This window comes from Methylobacter sp. Wu1 (genome assembly GCF_036553575.1).
Classification (GTDB): Bacteria; Pseudomonadota; Gammaproteobacteria; order Methylococcales; family Methylomonadaceae; genus Methylobacter.
In genome coordinates, this window is the sequence record NZ_JAZHOC010000007.1 from 1 (window position 1) to 20346 (window position 20346).

The 20346-nt window shown below is 51.9% G+C and carries 20 protein-coding genes; 6 read left to right on the top strand and 14 right to left on the bottom strand.

Features of this window, described 5'->3' with window-relative positions:
- Positions 1–147: 147 nt before the first annotated feature.
- From trmB to V2P20_RS00235, 4 genes are all read right to left on the bottom strand, one after another.
- The gene (trmB, locus tag V2P20_RS00220; protein ID WP_331814766.1) at positions 148–840 is read right to left on the bottom strand and encodes a tRNA (guanosine(46)-N7)-methyltransferase TrmB; all 693 of its coding nucleotides are present in this window, start codon (positions 838–840) and stop codon (positions 148–150) included.
- Positions 841–892: 52 nt separating this feature from the next.
- The gene (thiS, locus tag V2P20_RS00225; RefSeq protein WP_331814769.1) at positions 893–1870 is read right to left on the bottom strand and encodes a sulfur carrier protein ThiS; all 978 of its coding nucleotides are present in this window, start codon (positions 1868–1870) and stop codon (positions 893–895) included.
- Positions 1871–1884: 14 nt separating this feature from the next.
- On the bottom strand, positions 1885–2955 hold the full coding sequence (gene aroG / locus V2P20_RS00230) for a 3-deoxy-7-phosphoheptulonate synthase AroG (RefSeq protein WP_331814772.1): 1071 nt from the start codon (positions 2953–2955) through the stop codon (positions 1885–1887).
- 444 nt (positions 2956–3399) lie between these two features.
- Positions 3400–3912, bottom strand: coding sequence for a hypothetical protein (locus tag V2P20_RS00235; protein ID WP_194968972.1), 513 nt, complete (start codon positions 3910–3912; stop codon positions 3400–3402).
- A 271-nt stretch (positions 3913–4183) separates the two neighbouring features.
- Here V2P20_RS00235 and V2P20_RS00240 point away from each other — a divergent pair, with 271 nt between their 5' ends.
- Positions 4184–4786 (top strand): peroxiredoxin, encoded by a 603-nt coding sequence (locus tag V2P20_RS00240; RefSeq protein ID WP_194968971.1) that lies wholly within the window; start codon positions 4184–4186, stop codon positions 4784–4786.
- Between the two features lie 62 nt (positions 4787–4848).
- Here V2P20_RS00240 and V2P20_RS00245 read toward each other — a convergent pair whose 3' ends face one another.
- Positions 4849–5139 (bottom strand): hypothetical protein, encoded by a 291-nt coding sequence (locus tag V2P20_RS00245; RefSeq protein WP_194968970.1) that lies wholly within the window; start codon positions 5137–5139, stop codon positions 4849–4851.
- A gap of 139 nt (positions 5140–5278) precedes the next feature.
- Between V2P20_RS00245 and V2P20_RS00250 the strand changes: the two genes are divergently transcribed.
- Genes V2P20_RS00250 through V2P20_RS00260 form a run of 3 tightly spaced genes read left to right on the top strand, consistent with a single transcriptional unit; the run spans position 5279 to position 8709 of the window.
- Positions 5279–7387, top strand: coding sequence for an AsmA family protein (locus V2P20_RS00250; RefSeq protein WP_331814783.1), 2109 nt, complete (start codon positions 5279–5281; stop codon positions 7385–7387).
- A 1-nt stretch (position 7388) separates the two neighbouring features.
- Positions 7389–8444, top strand: coding sequence for an A/G-specific adenine glycosylase (gene mutY / locus V2P20_RS00255; protein ID WP_331814786.1), 1056 nt, complete (start codon positions 7389–7391; stop codon positions 8442–8444).
- On the top strand, positions 8437–8709 hold the full coding sequence (locus tag V2P20_RS00260; RefSeq protein WP_331814789.1) for an oxidative damage protection protein: 273 nt from the start codon (positions 8437–8439) through the stop codon (positions 8707–8709). The genes mutY and V2P20_RS00260 overlap by 8 nt, the downstream gene beginning before the upstream one ends.
- Positions 8710–8772: 63 nt before the next feature.
- Here V2P20_RS00260 and rho read toward each other — a convergent pair whose 3' ends face one another.
- Positions 8773–10029 (bottom strand): transcription termination factor Rho, encoded by a 1257-nt coding sequence (gene rho / locus V2P20_RS00265; protein ID WP_331814792.1) that lies wholly within the window; start codon positions 10027–10029, stop codon positions 8773–8775.
- 176 nt (positions 10030–10205) lie between these two features.
- Entirely contained in the window at positions 10206–10532 is a 327-nt protein-coding gene (trxA, locus tag V2P20_RS00270) for a thioredoxin TrxA (RefSeq protein ID WP_194968965.1), read from the bottom strand.
- A gap of 100 nt (positions 10533–10632) precedes the next feature.
- Here trxA and rhlB point away from each other — a divergent pair, with 100 nt between their 5' ends.
- A complete protein-coding gene (rhlB, locus tag V2P20_RS00275; protein WP_331814795.1) occupies positions 10633–11916 on the top strand; it encodes an ATP-dependent RNA helicase RhlB in 1284 nt (427 codons plus the stop codon).
- Here the strand turns inward: rhlB and yrfG are convergent.
- Positions 11879–12535 carry a GMP/IMP nucleotidase gene (yrfG, locus tag V2P20_RS00280; RefSeq protein WP_331814798.1) on the bottom strand — a complete coding sequence of 219 codons (657 nt, stop codon included), beginning with the start codon at positions 12533–12535 and terminating at the stop codon, positions 11879–11881. The two genes, rhlB and yrfG, sit on opposite strands and share 38 nt — an antisense overlap.
- Positions 12536–12580: 45 nt before the next feature.
- Between yrfG and nudE the strand changes: the two genes are divergently transcribed.
- Positions 12581–13129 (top strand): ADP compounds hydrolase NudE, encoded by a 549-nt coding sequence (nudE, locus tag V2P20_RS00285; RefSeq protein ID WP_331814800.1) that lies wholly within the window; start codon positions 12581–12583, stop codon positions 13127–13129.
- 1 nt (position 13130) lies between these two features.
- Here nudE and V2P20_RS00290 read toward each other — a convergent pair whose 3' ends face one another.
- From V2P20_RS00290 to V2P20_RS00315, 6 genes are read right to left on the bottom strand one after another with little or no spacing between them, the layout of a single operon-like run.
- A complete protein-coding gene (locus tag V2P20_RS00290) occupies positions 13131–14840 on the bottom strand; it encodes a BatD family protein (RefSeq protein WP_331814803.1) in 1710 nt (569 codons plus the stop codon).
- Positions 14841–14895: 55 nt separating this feature from the next.
- Positions 14896–16701: a VWA domain-containing protein gene (locus V2P20_RS00295; RefSeq protein ID WP_331814806.1), complete on the bottom strand. Its 1806-nt coding sequence runs from the start codon at positions 16699–16701 to the stop codon at positions 14896–14898.
- On the bottom strand, positions 16698–17678 hold the full coding sequence (locus V2P20_RS00300) for a VWA domain-containing protein (protein WP_331814808.1): 981 nt from the start codon (positions 17676–17678) through the stop codon (positions 16698–16700). The genes V2P20_RS00295 and V2P20_RS00300 overlap by 4 nt, the downstream gene beginning before the upstream one ends.
- Entirely contained in the window at positions 17675–18145 is a 471-nt protein-coding gene (locus V2P20_RS00305; RefSeq protein ID WP_331814810.1) for a DUF4381 domain-containing protein, read from the bottom strand. The genes V2P20_RS00300 and V2P20_RS00305 overlap by 4 nt, the downstream gene beginning before the upstream one ends.
- Positions 18146–19072, bottom strand: a complete 927-nt coding sequence (locus V2P20_RS00310) for a DUF58 domain-containing protein (RefSeq protein WP_331814812.1) — start codon at positions 19070–19072, stop codon at positions 18146–18148. It lies immediately after the preceding gene.
- A complete protein-coding gene (locus tag V2P20_RS00315) occupies positions 19072–20064 on the bottom strand; it encodes a MoxR family ATPase (protein ID WP_331814814.1) in 993 nt (330 codons plus the stop codon). Before V2P20_RS00315 ends, V2P20_RS00310 begins: the two co-directional genes overlap by 1 nt.
- Positions 20065–20346 lie beyond the last annotated feature (282 nt).

Sequence of the window (20346 nt, forward strand, 5' to 3'; positions counted from 1 at the left end):
GTTCGACCCGTGGGTCTTCCAGCGTTGAAAAAACTTCCTGTAAACTCAAGGCCACTGTTTGCTCTCCAAAATGCTCAGTATCTCTGATTTTTATGACAATTTATATGCGCTTGCCCTGAGTGGCAGCGGGTTCAAGCAAATCGCACTTTAAGCGCGCTTAAAAATCAGATCCCAGACTCCGTGGCCCAAGCGCAGGCCGCGCTGCTCGAATTTGGTCAACGGCCGATAATCGGGGCGCTCGCAATACGCCATCCCGCTATCGGCAGTGTTTATCAGCCGGCTCTCCGCCGATAGTACTTCCAGCATATGCTCGGCATAATTCTGCCAGTCCGTCGCCGCATGAAAATAGCCGCCGGGCCTTAATTTCTTGACCAGCAAATCGACAAAGCTGGGCCTTACAATGCGTCTTTTATGGTGCTTCTTTTTCGGCCAGGGATCGGGGAAAAACAAGTGCACGCCGGCCAGACTATGATCGGCCATCTTATGCTCTATAACCTCTATGGCGTCATGGCAATAGATCCTGACGTTGCTGATGCCCTGCTCTGCCAGCTGCATCATCAGATGCCCAACACCGGGCCGATGAACCTCGATGCCAATGTAGTTGATCCCGGGATTGGCGGCGGCCATCTTGGCCAGACTTTCGCCATTGCCAAAACCAATCTCGACACAGAGAGGCGCATCGCGTCCGAAAACTTCGGCAAAGTCATAATCGGCTTGCGGGTCCAGCCCGTAAACGGCCCAGTAATTATCCAGCGCAAGCTGCTGGCCCGGCGTGATGCGGCCTTGCCGGCGGATAAAGCTGCGAATGCGTTGCGGGAAATTTTGTTCAGGAGAAATCATATAAGCATAATGCGGGATTACTGCACGGGGCGGGCTTTGCCACCCCGTCAAATCAGAAAAACAGGCCGTCTATCGGTGATGAGGCGGAAGCAAAGCGCTTTCTGGGCATGCGGCCGGCCAGGAAAGCTTCACGGCCGGCTTCGATGCCTTTCCTCATGGCCGAAGCCATCATTACCGGATTTTTCGCCGCAGCAATGGCCGTATTCATCAAGACGCCGTCGCAGCCCAGCTCCATGGCGATGGCCGCGTCAGAAGCCGTGCCGACGCCGGCGTCGACCAGAATGGGCACATTGGCGTTTTCGACAATGGTCAGAATATTGTAAGGGTTGCGTATCCCCAGACCCGAACCGATCGGAGCCGCCAGCGGCATGACCGCCACGCAGCCGATGTCTTCGAGCCGTTTGGCCGCAATCGGATCGTCATTGGTGTAAACCATGACATCAAAGCCGTCCTTAACCAGTAATTCAGCGGCAATATAGGTTTCGGCCACATCGGGAAACAGGGTTTTCTGGTCGGCCAGCACTTCCAGCTTGACCAGCTTGTGCCCACCCAACAATTCCCGTCCCAGGCGGCAAGTCCTTACCGCGTCTTCGGCCGTATAACAGCCGGCCGTATTGGGCAAAATCGTGTACTTGTCCGGTGAGATGACATCCAACAAATTCGGCTCGCCGGGATTCTGGCCGATATTGGTGCGGCGAATGGCGACTGTCACGATTTGGGCGCCGCTGGCTTCGATGGCCAGACGGGTTTCTTCAAGGTCCTTGTACTTGCCGGTGCCGACCAGCAGTCGTGAATGATAGGCCTTGCCTGCGATAACAAATGAGTCATCCTGGCCGCCGCCAATGGCATGGACGATTTCCAGGCGATCATTGGCCCGTAAAACCTGCGCGCCGTGTTGATCAAACGGCAAAATTTCTTTATTCAATTCAACGGCGATCCGTTTACCCGCCAACCCCATGTCGGCGATTACATCGGCTACATGCGAGTCTTCAGCAATTTCACGGGTTTCGCCATTTACATAAACAATCATGTATAAACTCCGGCTTAATTCTCTATAGTTCTGCGTTTCTGTACCGCGACGGCAAGATCCTTCAGAAGTTGCACCGTATCTTCCCAGCCCAGGCAGGCATCGGTAATGCTTTGCCCATACGCGAGCGGCTGCCCTTCAACCACATCCTGCCGGCCCGGCTTGAGATGGCTTTCGATCATAACGCCCATGATCCGGTGATCGCCGTTCGCAACCTGTCCAGCCACATCCTCGCCCACGATGAGTTGGCGCTGGCATTGTCTCAAGCTGTTGGCATGGCTGAAATCGATCATGATATTCGGCCTGAGATTGGCTTTTTTCAACGCTTCCGCCACTTTTTCGACACTGACGGCATCGTAATTGGGGGCGTCATTGCCGCCTCTGAGAATGATGTGCACATCCTCATTGCCGGTGGTTGAAAAGATGGCCGAATGCCCGGCCTTGGTCAGCGACAGGAAATGATGCGGGCTCATGGCCGCGCCTATCGCATCGATGGCGATCTTGACCGTGCCGTCCGTCGCGTTCTTGAACCCGACCGGGCAGGACAGGCCCGAAGCCAGCTCACGGTGCACCTGGCTTTCGGTGGTCCGTGCGCCGATGGCGCCCCAGGCAATCAGGTCCGAGACATATTGCGGCGTAATCAAATCCAGGTACTCTGTCGCCGCCGGGATGCCTGCAGTATTCAAATCGAGCAATAATTGCCTGGCAACCCGCAAACCTTTATTGATGTTAAAGCTGGAATCAAGATCCGGATCGTTGATCAGGCCTTTCCAGCCTACGGTCGTGCGGGGTTTTTCAAAATAAACCCGCATGACGATCACCAGATCGTCTTTTAATTCATCCTTGACCGCTTTCAACCGTCGTGCGTATTCCTTGGCGGCATCTGTGTCATGGATCGAGCAAGGACCCACCACCACCAGCAATCTGTCATCCTGACCGGCCAGTATCTTGTGAATATCTTCCCTTGCTCGCAGAGTAGTTTGTGCCGCTGCTTCGGTAATAGGCATTTCATCATGCACTTGAACAGGCGCAATGACTTCTTTAGTGGCACAAATTCTCAAGTCGTCAGTATTGTATTTCGTTTGCATGGGAGCGGTAACCAGGGCTTTATAACTGGATCAAATTTTGAACTTTTCATTTTAACTGTTTTTATCATCTTTTTGTTAGTTTTTGCTATCAAATAAAGAGATACGCTGGATCAGCGCCACTGCAAAGAAAAGCACAGTTACAGATAATATTCTTCAAGCGAGTGCCAGTCAGCAACTGAGATAACATCAGACAATATGGACAAAAATGAACCAGCGCTTGATGCTGTCAATGAATGGGAATTAGAAAGATGATAGACGGAGTTCCGACAGCAACAGTGCACCATTACTGCAGCTTGCCTTATCCAATTAAAAAACATGGTCGAGATTTTCTCTCAAACAGAAAGCCTCAGGCTTGACACTGTTTATTTGCAAAAGCTTCAAGGCACGCGAGCGGGTTGAAAATCAGCCGCTCGCATTAACCGCAAACCAATCGCTCAAGATAACTTACAGAACTGCATTCAGATTCTCGTCATCATACAGACGTGTTTTTTTCCAGCCATTGAATTTGCTGTCATAAAAAGTCAGATCGTTATCGATGGCATATTCGTAGCAGCTTCTAAACAGCCGCGCTGTCCGAAAGGCATGCAACTCATCATCGGCCGTTACTTTTTCTATGTTGCCGACCTGAAACGTCTTGTTTCTGGACTTGCCGTTGCTGACCCAAAAGACGGTATAGCACAAATAGCTTTTGTCTTTTCTATGATCGTACTTGATGGTTCTGGATACGCCGGTAACACCGGTTGTGGTTTTATTTTTAGGCGGCTTAAGAAAGCGGGTCTTGCTGCCCTTTAATACCACCAGCATTTGGTCTCGCCAGGTAATGGCGGCCTTTAAAGATTTACCTTTATTCCCCCATAGTTTATGTGAAAAATAACGGCTGCTCTCTTTGCCGCGTCTTACGATACGTACCTGAAAACCAAACACATCTGGCTCAGTAATATGTTTATGTTTTGCCATGGATTTAAACTCGTCAAACGAATTATTAATTAAATTTAACAGCCAAGTTAGGCCGCCAATTTTTTGTCTCTTTGAAATATCAAGCTTTTCTTATATTTTTGTAAGCTGATGATTACAAATTATCGCTAAAGTTCAAATAAAAGCAAGTAAAAATCATAACAATATAGACAATTCCCGAGTAACTTAGTGTAGAATGATTTCATCCCACTTTTTCAGTGGTTCAAGACGAGTTAATAACCTTATGTTTTTCATTGTTTTTTGGAGATAATCGATGAGCGTACTAGTAGGTAAACAAGCACCCGATTTTACAGTTCCCGCTGTGTTAGGTGACGGCCAAATCGTTGATGCATTCAGCTTTTCAGAGGCCACTAAAGGCAAATATGCTGTCTTGGTTTTCTACCCATTGGATTTTACATTTGTTTGTCCAAGTGAACTGATCGCTTTAGACCATCGCATCGATGAGTTTAAAAGCCGCAATGTAGAAGTGATCGCCGTCTCTATTGATTCTCATTTTACTCACAACGCATGGCGCAATACGCCGGTCAACAAAGGCGGTATCGGTCCTGTCCGTTACACAATGGCAGCCGACCTGTCTCATGCCATCGTCAAAGACTATGACGTGGAAGCCAACGGCGCTGTTGCCTACCGCGGCACTTTCCTGATCGATCGCAATGGTGTCGTTCGCCATCAGGTTGTCAACGATCTGCCTTTAGGCCGTAACATGGACGAACTGCTGCGTATGGTTGATGCCCTGCAATTCCATGAAGAGCACGGTGAAGTTTGCCCGGCAGGCTGGAATAAAGGCGACACGGGCATGAATGCAAGCCCAACCGGCGTTGCGGAATATCTGGATAAAAATGCTGAAAAACTGTAAGAACGGTTAATTCGTCTTATAACGGCGCATTGTATTGATACAATGCGCCTTTTTTGTGCCTGTTAATTTTTTTGTGCCGCTGCCGCATCAGCCAATAGTTTCTTTCTGATCAGAAACGCAGCGAAGATGCCTACGATGGCCGGTATCTGCGTCAGCAGGAATGTACCTGTCGCGCTTTTGGCAACCAGCCCTGACAGCAGGTTAACGACGGATAATTTGACGGCCCACCAGGTAATCCAATACCCCATCACCCCTATGACGGCCCATTTGACAGGCTGCTCGCCATGCTCTCTTGCCGTTAAAAAAAACCAAATAAGTATCGCGATTCCGGATAATTTAGCTAATAGTAACATCTTCCAACCTCAATTTAGTTATTATGACTAATATGACCATACCTGATGCGGCTAAAATTTAGCCCATTGCCGCACCCAATCTGACAATCATATTCTGTAATAGATCATCATTATATCTTTTTTTAGTTAGGAGAGAATCGTGGGAAAATCGCTTAAAATCATCCTTTCGATACTTGCGGCTCTGATTTTACTGATCATTGTCATCATCAGCGCCTTATTCATTTTTATCGATCCCAATGATTTCAAACCCGAAATACAAGCCGCTGTTAAAGACAGGATCGGCCGGGAACTGACGCTGGAAGGCGATTTAAACCTGTCGATTTTCCCGTGGCTGGGCATCTCAACGGGCAAAATGACGCTGAGTAATGCCGAAGGCTTTCAGGCCAAACCCTTTGCCGAAATTCAGGAAAGCGATATCAACGTCAAACTGCTGCCGCTGCTATCAAAAGAAATCGAAGTCGACCGCATCGTTTTAAAAGGGCTGACCGTCAACCTGGCCAAGAATAAACAGGGCGTCAACAACTGGCATGACCTGATCGGTACGAAACCTGAGCCCTCTGCCCCTGGCAGCGGCACACAAGAAGCCCAACCAGCGGAAGAAGCGCAGACTTTATTGTCCATCGGCGGCATTACCCTGAAAAATGCCTTCATTGATTGGGACAACCAGAAAAGCGGAAAACACCTGGAAATAAAAGACATCAATCTCAATACGGACAAGATTGTTTTTGATGAATCTTTTGCTGTAGATCTGGCTCTGACTGTGGTAAATGCCCAGGCTAAACTGTCTGAATCGATCAAGCTGACCACTGATTTAACCGTTAACGAAAAACTCGATAACTTCCGATTAACCGGCGTCAACCTGCAAAGCACAACAGCTGGCGAAAAAGTTCCGGGCAAATCTCTGACGGCGGCCTTGAAGGCAGCCGACGTATCGCTAAACATGGCTAAGCAGGACCTTAAAATTTCGACATTACGGCTTGAATCGGGCGATTTAAAAGTCGCCGCCGATATCACCGGCACCCGGATCAAAGAGCAGCCTTCCTTCCAGGGACCTGTCGCTGTCGAACCATTTAATCCGATGCTGGTCATGAAACAACTGGCGATAACACCGCCAATCATGCGCGATGCCAATGCCCTGACCCGCCTGGCCATGAATTTCAACCTGCAGGCCAACGATGACTCGGCCAATCTTCAAAATCTGCTCATTAAACTGGACGATACGACTATAAACGGCTCGGCCTCAGTCAATAACTTCAGTCAGCCCGCGATCGCTTTCAATCTGACTGCCGATGCGCTCGATGCTGACCGCTATCTGGCGCCAGAAAAAGAAACTGACAAAAAATCAAAACCCATAGCCAGTCCCGCAGTCACCACGGCAGCGGCCGCTTCGTTACTGCCTGTCGAAACCTTGCGGAAACTGAACGCCAACGGCGAATTGGCATTGCATCAAATGAAGATCAACAATCTGAACATGCAGGACATCCATCTGAAACTCAGCGCCAAAAACGGCATTGTAGCTACAGAGCAGAGCGTCAATCAGTTTTATCAAGGCAATTATTCCGGCAATCTGAACCTGGATGTCCGCAACAAGCTCCCTGTGCTGGCAGTCAATGAAAAAATCAGCCACGTTCAAGTTGAGCCCCTGTTAAAAGCCTACAAAGGCGAAGCCAAAATGAGCGGCGTCGTCAATGCATCGGCCCAACTGCAGGCGCAAGGCAATAACAAGGATGAAATTAAATCCTCGCTTAATGGTCAATTGAGCTTTCTGTTCAAAGACAGTGTCATCTTGGGTTTTAATTTGCAGAAGATAATCGACAACAGTAAAGCCTTGATCAAAGGCGCACCTTTGCCGGCTGACAACAAGAATGACCAGACGCTGTTTTCGGAAATGACCGGCACAGCAACCATCAACAACGGCGTGCTCAGCAACAATGATCTTGTCGCCCACTCATCGAAATTGCGTGTCAATGGCAAGGGCAACGTCAATCTCAATACCGAGGCGCTGGATTATAAAATCAAGGCTACGCTGCTGAAATCGCCCGATGCCAATGGCCAGCAAGCCGAAAAAATGACAGTCGCCATCAATTTTGGCGGCACGTTCAGCCAGCCCTCTTACACCGTGGACCCCTCCTCCTTATTGACGGAAGAAAATAAGGCCAAAATCGAAGAGAAAAAGCAGAAGCTGCTGGACAAACTCGACAAGAAATTAGGCCCCGGCGCCAGCGATCTGTTAAAACGCATTTTCTGATATGACCCCATCCGTTTTCCAACAAAACATCCTCGACTGGTTTGACCGGCACGGACGCAAAGACCTGCCCTGGCAGAAAGACATTACGCCTTATCGCATCTGGCTTTCCGAAACGATGCTGCAACAGACCCAGGTTGCGACCGTTATCGGCTATTTCAACGCCTTTACCGAAAGATTCCCCGATATAGAAAGTCTGGCGCAGGCGCCTGTCGATGACGTGCTGCATCTCTGGTCGGGATTGGGCTACTACGCCCGCGCCCGCAATCTGCATAAAACGGCGCAGCTGGTTGCCGAGAAAGGCCGTTTTCCCGACACGCTGGATGAGCTTGTCGCATTGCCGGGCATAGGGCGATCGACAGCCGGCGCCATACTGAGCATCGCTTTCAGGAAAAGCCATCCTATCCTGGACGGCAACGTAAAAAGGGTGCTGGCACGATTCAAAGCCGTGCCCGGCTGGCCAGGCAACAGCAGCGTCAGCAAGGAACTGTGGCTGCTCAGCGCCCATTATACGCCCCAGGACCGGGTCGCCGATTACACCCAGGCCATGATGGATCTGGGCGCCACCCTTTGTACGCGCAGCAGGCCTGCCTGCCATGCCTGTCCGCTCAAGGATAATTGCCTGGCCCGGCTGACCGATAATATCGCCGCCTTCCCGGCGCCGAAACCCGCGAAATCCCTGCCGGTCAAACACCGGGTGTTTTTATTGCTGCGTGATAGCCTTAACCGGATACTACTGGAAAAAAGGCCGCCTGCCGGCATCTGGGGCGGCTTGTGGAGCCTGCCTGAATTCGACAGTATCGAGACGGCTGTCGGCTGGTGTTCAGCGAGAAACATGCCCATCATTAACCAGAAACCAATGGCCAAGCGGCGCCATACCTTTTCCCATTACCATCTGGATTTCACGCCGCTAATTATTGAAACCGATAACCCTACTAATATTGTGATGGAAGCCAGTCGAACTGTCTGGTATAAAGCCGGACAAACTCACAACTTAGGGATAGCGGCGCCGATCAAGCTGCTATTGCAACAATCCACTATCGAGGACAACGATGACTAGAATGGTTAAGTGCGTTAAATTGGGAATAGAAGCCGAAGGTTTAGATGCACCGCCCTTTCCAGGGCCTAAAGGTCAGGAAATATTTGAAAAAGTATCGAAACAGGCCTGGCAGCAATGGTTAAGCAAACAGACCATGCTGATCAATGAATACAAGCTGGCCAGCTTCGATCCGAAAGCCAGAGCCTTTTTAGCAGAAGAAAGAAGGAAGTTTCTGTTTGAGGGCAACACCGACATGCCTGAAGGCTACGTGCCGCCCAAGTCCTGATTAAGCCTGTCAAATGTGTAACATAAATGATGTTGCACATTTGATCTATCCGCTCTCGCCGAATCAGCGCTTCATCGATTCAAAAAATTCAGAATTGGTCTTGAAATCCTTCAGCTTGCCGATCAGGAATTCGGAAGCGGCCGTTTCATCCATCGGCTGCAGGATTTTGCGCAGTATCCAGGTTTTCTGCAATGAATCAGGGTCGACCAGATATTCTTCCCGGCGCGTACCGGAACGGTTGATATTGATAGCCGGATAAATACGTCTTTCCGCAATCTTGCGATCCAGGTGCAGTTCCATGTTGCCGGTGCCTTTGAACTCCTCATAGATCACCTCGTCCATTCGGGAACCGGTATCGACCAGCGCCGTAGCGATGATCGTCAAACTGCCGCCTTCCTCGATATTGCGCGCCGCGCCGAAAAAGCGTTTTGGCTTTTCCAATGCGTTCGCATCGACACCGCCGGTCAATATCTTGCCTGAAGACGGAACCACCGTGTTATAGGCTCTAGCTAGCCGTGTAATCGAGTCTAACAAGATGACTACATCGTATTTATGCTCTACCAGACGGCGCGCCTTCTCAATCACCATCTCCGCGACCTGTACGTGACGGGTTGCCGGTTCATCGAAGGTGCTCGAAATGACTTCACCGCGCACGCAGCGCTCCATTTCCGTAACCTCTTCAGGACGTTCGTCGATCAACAATACGATCAGGTAACACTCGGGATTCTTTTCGGCGATGGATTGCGCCAAGCTTTGCAGGATCATGGTCTTACCGGCTTTCGGCGGCGACACGATCAAGCCGCGCTGGCCTTTGCCGATAGGTGCGATGAGATCAATGATGCGCCCGGTTAAATCTTCACTGGTGCCGTTGCCTTTTTCCAGAACAAAACGCTGATTGGCAAATAGAGGGGTCAGGTTGGAGAAGTGAATTTTGTTTTTGGTGTTTTCGGGGGATTCAAAATTGATCTGTTCGACTTTGAGCATCGCAAAATAACGCTCGTTGTCTTTAGGCGGCCTGATCTTGCCGCTGATGGTATCGCCGGTCTTTAAAGCAAATCGCCTGATTTGACTGGGCGAGACATAAATATCGTCGGGGCCCGCTAAATAAGAACATCCCGGAGTGCGTAAAAAACCAAAACCATCCTGCAGAATTTCCAGAACGCCATCGCCATAAATATCTTCGCCGCCTTTTGCCTGCTTCTTCAGAATAGCAAAGATCAAGTCCTGTTTTCGGGTTCTGGCAACGTTTTCAATGCCCAATGACTCGGCTATTTCAATAACTTCACTGATTTGTTTTAGTTTTAACTCGGTTAGATTCATAAAAGATGACTCAAGGGTATACGGTATGGACCGTAACTAAGCAAGATAGGATTAGATGTTAGGGATGTAGTTTATCGGGCGATATTTGAGAGCGCCTGACGCGGCACCCGATAAGTATAACTAAAATACCCGGACCCGTTCAAGGTTTTTTGCGACGGGTCCGGGTCAAGGTTCATTTATATATTGCTATCAATGAAGGCAGCAAGTTGTGATTTTGTCAATGCACCGACTTTAGTGGCTTCCACTTCGCCGTTCTTAAACAGCATCAATGTCGGAATGCCGCGTACGCCATAGTCTGCCGGCGTTTTCTGGTTCTCGTCGATGTTCAGTTTAACAACTTTTAATTTACCTTGGTAATCTTTGGCAATTTCATCCAGAACCGGTGCAATCATTTTGCAGGGTCCGCACCATTCAGCCCAATAATCAACTAGCACGGGACCGTCCGCTTTAATAACAGTTTCGTTAAAATCACCATCATTTACATGAAGGACTAAGTCGCTCACACTATTTCTCCAAAATTTAAAAGCTAAGACTATAGGAGGGATGGCGTTAATTTGTCAATCAATTTCAGCTGACAGGCTTTTTACGTTATGCTATAGCTCTATGAATAAGACACATTTAACAAATACCCGCTTCAGCAACCTGGAATTGTCCGACTCTATCCTGCAAGGTCTAAAAGAGGCCGGCTTTGATCACTGCACGCCGATACAGGATAAAGCTCTGCCCCTACTCTTGCGAGATAAAGATGTGGCAGGTCAGGCGCAAACCGGAACCGGCAAAACCGCCACATTTCTGCTAGCCACTTTTCAGCGCCTGATCAATGACACCAGCGAAAAGATAAAAAATCCCAGAGCCATCATTCTGGCGCCGACACGCGAACTGGCCATTCAGATTCATAAAGATGCGCGGCTGCTGAGCAAGCACCTCAACCTGAAAATCGGGCTCATCTATGGCGGCACCGATTATCAGAAACAGCTCGACAGCCTGAAGTCGAATGTCGATATCATTATCGGCACGCCCGGCCGCATCATCGATTTTTACAGACAGAATGCCTTTACGCTGGACAATGTGCAGGTTTCCGTCATGGACGAGGCCGACCGCATGTTCGATCTGGGCTTTATCAAGGACATACGCTATCTGCTGCGGCGCATGCCGCCGCCCGATAAGCGCCTGAACATGCTGTTTTCGGCGACTTTATCCTATAAAGTGACCGAACTGGCTTACGAACACATGAACAATCCGGTCCTGATACGCATAGAGACCGAAGAAGTCACGTCCAAGGCCATACAGCAAAGCGCATTTTGTCCGTCCAACGAACAAAAAATCCCGCTGTTGCTGGGTATTTTGAACAAATACCAGCCGCAGCGCAGCATTATTTTCGTCAATACCAAACGCTGCGCCGAGCAACTGGATGATTACCTCAATGCCAACGGCTACAAGACCGCGGCCCTGAGCGGCGATGTGCCGCAGGAAAAACGCCAGCGCCTGCTCAATGACTTTCAGGAAAACCGGATCACGCTGCTGATTGCGACCGATGTCGCGGCCCGCGGTCTGCACATTCCCGACGTCTCGCACGTTTTCAATTACGATCTGCCGCAGGATGTCGAGGATTATGTGCACCGAATCGGCCGGACCGCGCGCTTTGGCGCCAGCGGCGAAGCGGTCAGCTTTATCTGCGAGGAATACGCCTATTCCATGCCCGATATCGAAGCCTATATCGGCCAGAAAGTGCCGATCAAGGCCATTACCGCCGATCTGTTAGCCGCCGAAGTCGTTAAACCTGAACGGAAAAGCAAGCCGCCGGCACAGGAAAAGCGCCCCGCCCCAAAAAAGCCGCACCCGCGCCGTCCTAAAGCCCGGCCATCAGCTCCCGAAAATCCTCTATAGCGGGAAAATCGGTTATCTCCTTTTTGGGCAGCTGCGTATCGGGCCTGCTGACCGAAATCAGGTGTTCTATCCCGAACTGCCTGGCGGCATTCAAAACCGCCAGACTGTCATCGATCAGCAGCGTGTTGTGTTTTTCAAACGGCTGCTGCCGCTGCAGCCGGTGCCAGAATTCGGCATGTTCCTTAGGAAAACCCAGCGTATGGGAACTGATGATGTCATCGAAAAACCGGTGCAGGCAGGTTTTCTCCATTTTCAGCCCCAGACTGTCCTGATGCGCATTCGTGACCAGTAAAACCTTGTGCCGAGACTGATGGACCTTTTCCAGAAATTCGACGACATGCGGCAATACCGCGATCAGCTCCGCTATTTCGGCTTTCAATCCGGCGATATTGAGCTCCAGCGTCTCGCTCCAGTAATCGAGGCAATACCACTCCAGTTTGCCTTCCATGCTTTTGAAGCGCGGCGCCAGCAGTTGCTTGGCTTCCGCAATCGCTATGCCCTGCTTCTCGGCGAATTTCAGCGGCACGAATTCCTGCCAGAAATGATTATCGAAATTCAAATCCAGCAGCGTACCGTCCATGTCCAGCAATACCGTGTCAATTTTGTTCCAATCGATCATGAGAGTGCGTTATATTTACAAAAAATATTTCAGTTAAACTGCAAAATGGCTAAAAAACCCACCATCCTCAATAAGACTACAATCGCGAAAAGCCGTTTATTCCGCATTGAATCCCTTGATCTTCAATTCAGCAACGGCGTTCAGCGCAATTACGAACGCCTGGCCCGGGGCAAATCCGGCGGCGCCGTGCTTATCGTGCCCATGCTCGATGCCGATACTGTCTTATTGGTCCGGGAATACCTGGCCGGCGTCGACCGTTATGAACTAGGCCTGCCGAAAGGCAAGACCGATGCCGGCGAATCGTTTCTTGAGGCCGCCAACCGGGAACTTAAAGAGGAAGTCGGCTTCGGCGCCAGAAGCCTGCACCATTTGAGCTCTTTTTCCGTCGCCCCGTCTTACCTGGAACATATGACCGAAATCATCATCGCCCAGGACTTGTATGCCGAAAAACTGCCCGGCGACGAACCCGAAGAATTGGAAGTCATTCCCTGGAAATTGAGCGATATCAATGCCCTGTTAGCCACGGGCGAATGTACGGAGGCCCGCTCGATTGCCGCCTTGTTCATGGCGCTGGAATATTTCAAAGCCCAATAAATCACAGGCGGTAAAGCGGTTCCAGACCAGAATCCGCCGCTTGCGAAATTCTCTCCCGGGCTTTGTTCTCGCTGAACGCCTGAAACAGTCTTTTCCCCTGCCACTGGCCCGCATCTTTGCCATACAGCGTCTGATTCAACAGCAGGATTTCATCCCTTAACCGCGCATCGCAACAGGATGCGACGGCGCCGAGATTCGTGGCGTCAAATTTTTGCCGCCCCCAATCCAACAGAGCATCCTTGGCGGCCACGGCATCGTTATCGCTGCAGGCCTGCTTTAATTTTTTAATGCTGTCATTCAAGTTCACTTCAGTAGCAACCGCTTGCGGCACGGGCTTTTCTGCAGGCCGCCGGGAAAGAAAATAAACCAGCGTCGCCAGCCAACCTACAGCCAGAAATCCTGAAACCCCCAGCCATATATTGCTTTGCTGGGCCTGGCCGACCGGCGCCGGCACAATCGATTCAGGCTTTGGCGCCGCTTCAACCGGCGCCTTGGCCGGGACCGGAGCGGCTGCCTGCGCGCCTGCCGCGGCAACCGCATGAATCGTCGTTTCCGGAATTCTGGCGACTTCCATCTGCTGAGTCTTGGTATTGAACCAGGGCACTTCGATGGCCGGCAGTGTATAACTGCCCTCTTTTGACGGAATCAAGGCTATTTTTTCCTCCCGGAAGGCAAGCACGCCGTCGCTTTTTTTCTGTTCCTTAAGCACCGGCTGATCTGGATAGCTTTTTAACTGATCCTGCGTTTTGGTGCTGCTCAGCTCGGGCAATTGGCTGACCATGGCGCCTTTTGCCAGGAGCTTCAAGGTGCGCGTCAGCGGCTCTCCGACTTTCATGCGCTCGAAATCACCCGACCACTCCTGGTTCAGCTGCAGTTGTTCGGCCGGCAGCCAGCGCTGTGCCGTAAAAGACGATGCAGCCGGTTTGACATCCAGCGTTACCGATTGGGAGGCCACGCGCCGGGTTTTGGTCATTCGCGAGTTAAAGAAACCGCCGAAGCTGGGGCGGGTCGCTGTCACGACCTGCGCCGTCAACTCCAAAGGCTTGATGGTCATGCGGCCGCTTTTCTGCGGAAAAATCGCATATTTGCGTTCGGTCACCCAATAATCCTCGCCATTGACCTGCGTGCTGTAATTGCTGTCGTCGCCGAGTTTTTCAATAACGGCATCGGCCAGTTCCGGCTCATTGAGGCTGGCCTGCGAAATTTCGACCCTGCGATACAAACGCATGGTATAGAGGACCTGGGATTGCACATAAGGGGATTCAGGAGACGCCTCAACTTCCAGAAACAAATCGCTGTTGGCAGGCACATCTTTAGTGGATGCGCCTTCGGTTACCTGCACGGTTGTTGGCTGACTCACATCATCGCCGAACTGCACGGCCGGCACGGTCAGGTTGCCGGCGTGTTTGGCCATGACTTGCAGTACCCATTGAATGGTTTTGCTGGATTTGCCGTTAACCCATGACGAGTGAGTGCTCTGGCTCTGGCCCAATATCTCGAAATCCTGTTCGAGCGGCGTGAAATCGGGGTCATCGTCCGGCGAATCGGTGGCCGTAAACGTGATCTGAAAGGATTCGTTGAGATTGACCGAACTGCGGTCTACCGCGACATTGATTTCCGCCGCCGACAACCACGGCGCATTCAGTAGCAATAACAGATAAATCAGAGCTGTTCGGTAAGGACTAGCTGTTAATAATTTCAGTAATCTCATGTTCATCACGAATTTGAATGGTGTAGCGGTACAAGAATTGCCTCAGTCACGCTGTTTACCAGACAGCGCCTGAACCCGACCGGGGTCTGCTGCCTGATTGCCGCTCCCGCTCGCCGTATTGGTACAAAAATTTGCGCTTCAAAAGGCCTGCCGGATCATCAGGAATTCGATTGAGCCATTGTTCATTGGCCTGAGCCCTTTCATCCTTGGCTTCAGCCGGCAATTGCTCTGACTGTTGAGCGGCTTGCTGCTGCGCATCGTCCTTCTGCTGCTGGCCGGGCTGCTGGCTTTTTTCAGCGTCCTGCTGTTTTTGCTCGGGCTTGTTTTGTTGCTGCTGATCTTTTGATTGCTGCTGTTTGTCCGACGGCTGCTGATCAGACTCATTGCCCTGTTTCTGCTGATCGCCGGATTGATCCGATTGGTCGCGGTCTTTTTTCTGCTGCGAGTCATCCTTGGACTGCTGCTGTTTATCGTCTTGTTGCTGTTGTTGATTCTGCTTCTGCTCTTTCAAGGCTTTCTCGACGATTTCCTTGTTATATTGAGCGTCTTTATCATCGGGATTTATTTTCAATGCCTGTTCGTAAGCCTTTAAAGCCTCAGCTAACTGGCCTGTCTTCGCTAGGGCATTGCCTTGATTGTAAAAACTGTCGGCCGTGCCGGTATTGCTCAGGCTTGCCAGCGCTTCATTATATTTTCCGGATTTGTAGTGCGCGGCCGCCTTCCAGTCCGGGCTTTCAAACAGTTGCGCTGCCTTTTCATAATCGCCTTGTTGAAACGCCTGCTGCGCCTGCTGGTCTTTTGTGCGCCATAGATCCTGCCAATCCAGGGCATAACTGTTTTTCGGCAGCGGCGCCAGCAGCAACAAAGCCCAGCACAGCAGGCCTTTTCTGAACGTCAGCGCCGCCAGCGGCAGAACCAGCAATAACAGCCAGGGGCCCATATCCTGCCATTGATCCAGCGAACCCTTCTTTTTCTCGGCGCCCTGTTGCCGCACGGGCTTGTCCAGCGCCGCCAGCAAGGTATCAATGTCGCTGTCATCGGCAGTTATCGATTGGAAGATGCCGTGTCCTGCCTGCGCCAGTTTCGCCAATTCATCGGCATTCAGTTTAGTGACCACGATATCGCCCTGCTCGTCTTTTAAAAAGCCGCCGTCCGGCAGCGCGATCGGCGCCCCCTCGGCCGTCCCGACACCCAATATCGAGAGCCGATAACTGCCCAGCGATTTCACCGCCGGCAGGGTTTCATCGACAGCGACGCCGTCGGTCACGAGCAATAACTGTCCTTTCTGCAAACCCGCCTGTCTGAACAGTTCCAGCGCTTTTTCCAGAACCATGGCCGTATTGCTTCCCTGGCTGGGCATGATGTTGGTGTTTAACGCCTCGAGCTGGCTGGCGATGGTGTCGGTATCATCGGTCAGCGGCGTGACTGTAAAAGCATCGCCGGCATAAACCAGCAGCGCGGTCTGGCCGTCTTTTCTCTGTTTCAGGATATCGGCGATTTTATAGCGCGCGCGAGTCAGCCTGCTAGGCTTGATATCGGCCGCGTCCATGGACAGGGAAAGATCCAGGGCGATGACCAGTGCCGAATCATTACGGAAAACCGGCGCCGGCTGTCGCTCCCAGGTCGGGCCTGCCAGCGCGATGATCGCCAGCAAAGCGCCGACGGCGCCTGCCGCCAAAGGCCAGCGGCTTTGCCCGACCGCCTTTTCCTGCAGCAGATAGGGCAATAAAGCGGTATCGCACACTGCCGACCAGTTGCCTTGCCTGAGTTTGCTCCTCAGCATCAAAACCAGCATTACGCCAAAAGGTATCAAAGCCAGCAGCCAGTAAGGCCTGATGAAGTGAAATTCGGCTAGATTCATGACAACCTCACGCGGGACAGTGCAATCGCGGCCGCCAGCAGCAGCGCGCCGGCCAGCGGCCAATAATACAGTTCGCTTCTGGGCCTGAAGTATTGTTTGTCTTTTTCCACCGGCTCCAGCTGATCCAGCAATTGATAGATCTTGTTGAGCTCGTCGGTGTTTCTGGCCCGGAAATAAACGCCACCGGTTTTCTCGGCGATGGCCGTCAGGGTTTTTTCATCGAGATCCTGGGACGGGTTGACTTTTTGAGCGCCAAAGAAGCTGCGCACGAGCATTTCATCGGCGCCGATGCCGATCGTGTAGATTTTTAACTGGTTTTCGGCAGCCAGCTCGGCCGCTTTCAACGGCGATACTTCGCCGGCGGTGTTCGCGCCGTCCGTCATCAGGATCAGTACCCGGCTGTTGACCTCCTGGTTCTTGAGGCGCTTGACGGCCAGCCCGATCGCATCGCCGATCGCGGTGTTGTCGCCGGCCAGCCCGATCGCCGATTCATCCAGTAAAGTCATGACCGTTTTCCTGTCGAAAGTCAAAGGCGTCTGCAAATAAGCCTGCGTACCGAACAGGATCAGTCCAATACGATCGCCGACGCGCCGGTTGATGAAATCGCCGGCCACCCATTTGGTCGCCGTCAGCCGGTCCACGGCTTGCCTGTTGATAACGAAATCCTGCACTTCCATGCTGCCCGATAAATCCACGGCCAGCATCAGATCCCGGCCGCTGACGGCCTGCTCGATCGGCTCCCCCAGCCATTGCGGCCGCGTGCAGGCTGCGATCAGTAAAATCCAGGCGATAGCCGCCGCCAGGAACGGCCAGCGCCCGGTTTGGGAAATGACGCGCGCGTCGCCTTCGGAAAAATCGTCCAGAAACGGGACTTTCAGTGCAGCCTGCTCGACCGGTTTATGGGCCGGCAGCAGCCAGCGTATCAGTAAGGGCAATGGTAAAAGGCTGAGCAGCCAGGGCCATTCGAAATGAATCATTTTTTTACTTGAGCTTTAAGCCAGTCTTCGCAAAGACTGATTAATTGTGGAATGTCCGCATCGGCCAGTTGCAGCTTGCGATAAGGCGCATCGCTCAGATGCCGGCCGACTCCTTCGCTGAAAGGCGAACCTTTGACCGAGCTGTCCAGGTAAGCCAGCCAAGCCTGCCCCGTTAAACCGGCCGCTTGTTCTCTGGGCGCTACGCTGATCGCCACGCGCCGGACCAGCACGGAAAGCGCGACCAGTTTTCCATGATTGTCAAGCGTCTTGTCCTGCTTGATTTGCGCCAGTATTTTTTTTGCGGTTTTGATGGCAGTCTTGCGGGTCAGGCGCTTGTATAGCCAGACCAGCAGAAAAATCAGCAAAGGCGCCAGTATGGCAACGAGCCACCAGCCCATAGCCGGCGGCCACCAGCCTATGGCTTCCGGCATGTGTATATCTCTTAGCGGAAGTTGCGTGGGTTCCATTTATCGATGCCCTAACAAATATCTTAAACGTTGCACGGGATCATCACCGGTACTGCATTGCATGAAAGCCAAGCCTCTGCTTTGGGCCAACTGGTTAAGGCGCTGCTGGCGCAAGGCGAAGCGCTGTTGATATTGCACAGCCGCACCGGAATCGGCGTCTACGACCACATCGCGGCTGTCATCGGTAAACCGGTAGCGGCCTTTGGCGGGCAGTGCGCTTTCCAAAGGATCGAAGACCATGACCAGGACCACATCGCAATGCTGTGATAGCTTTAACAGATGCGTTTCAGCTTTGTCATTCATGCCGCGAAAGTCGCTGATGATATAGACGCGGCTGCCTGGGCGGGCATGCTGCGTCAAACGGGCCAGCACGTGCTCCAGCGTTATGGCATCAGCCGACTGGTCTGCCGGCTGCACCAAGGCATTCAGAAACCGCAATACCGCATGCTTGCCGTTCTGCGGCTTCAATTCGCGGCAGGCCGTATCGGAAAAGATCTGGCCGCCGATCCGGTCGCCGTGATGCTGCGCCGTCCAGGCCAGCAAACCGGCCAGCTTGGCCGCCATTACCGATTTAAAGACGCCGCGCGTCGCGAAATGCATGGCGGCCCGTTTATCGACGGAAATGAATATCGGCCGCTCGCGCTCCTCACGGAACAGCTTGGTGTGGGGCTTGCCGGTACGGGCCGTCACGCGCCAGTCGATGCTGCGGATGTCGTCGCCGGGCTGGTAAAGCCGCGCTTCGTCAAATTCCATGCCTCGCCCCTTAAAGCGCGAGACATAGCCGCCGCTCTGCGCCGAGCGTATCGAGGCATGTTGCAGGCTCAAGCCGGCCGCAGGCTTGGCAAGATCGATCAGGGTTTTGAGCGATACGGAAACCAGCTCGTCGGATGACTGTCGGGCATCGCCTGCCCGTTTACTGAACAACATCAAGGTACGGCAACTCTGGCAATAAGCTCTTTGATGAAATGATCGGTTGTGATGCCCTCGGCCTCGGCTTCGTATGACAATATCAGGCGGTGGCGCAGGACATCGAATGCCATGTCCTGAATATCTTCGGGGCTGACAAAATCGCGTTGCGCTAGCCAAGCCTTGGCCCTGGCGCAACGGTCCAGCGCGATGCTGGCTCGGGGACTCGCCCCGTATTGCAGCCAGCCGGCCAGGTCTCTGCCATAGGCGCCGGGATTGCGCGTCGCCAGCACGATTTGCAGCAGATAGTCTTCAAGGCTGTCGGCCATGTAGAGATCCAGCACTTCATTGCGGGCATCGAACAAGGTCTTTTGATCAATAGGCTCAAATTTGGCGCTGTCTTTTGCCGCCCCCTGCCGGGCTTCGTTTCGGGCCAGCTGCAGGATGCTTTTTTCATGTTCCGGTTTCGGATAATCGATTTTGACATGCAGTAAAAAACGGTCCAGCTGCGCTTCGGGCAGCGGATAAGTGCCTTCCTGCTCGATAGGGTTCTGCGTCGCCATCACCATAAACAGCTGCGGCAACGGATAGGTTGCCTGACCGACCGTTATCTGGCGCTCGGCCATGGCTTCCAGCAGAGCGGCCTGCACTTTGGCCGGCGAGCGGTTGATTTCATCGGCCAGAATCAGGTTATGGAATAAAGGCCCTTTTTGAAATTCGAAGCTGCCTAGTTGAGGGCGGTAAATTTCAGTGCCGGTCAAGTCAGCCGGCAACAGGTCCGGCGTGAACTGCACGCGATGAAAGTCGCCTTGGATGCCCTTGCTCAATATATTGATCGCTCTCGTTTTGGCTAGGCCCGGCGCACCCTCAACCAGAATATGGCCATCGGCCAGCAAGCCGATCAGCATTCTTTCAACAAGCACATCCTGACCGATAATTTCTTGATTAATATAGGTTTTCAGCCTTATTAACGACGATTGCGTGGTATTTCTATTGCTGTTTTGTTCTGACATAGTCCAATTGTATGTTTTAGATCCATAGCTTGGAGGGCATTAAGCCTCGCCCAAAAAATCAATAACCGAAACCGAAGGTTATCTTCTTATAAACAATCTGCTTGTGAAAAAGTTCCTTATTTTATACGGATATTTTGCCTGACAACATAGAGTAACTTCTGGGTACAGGGCAAGCGCATATAAATTGTCATAAAAATCAGAGATACTGAGCATTTTGGAGAGCAAACAGTGGCCTTGAGTTTACAGGAAGTTTTTTCAACGCTGGAAGACCCACGGGTCGAA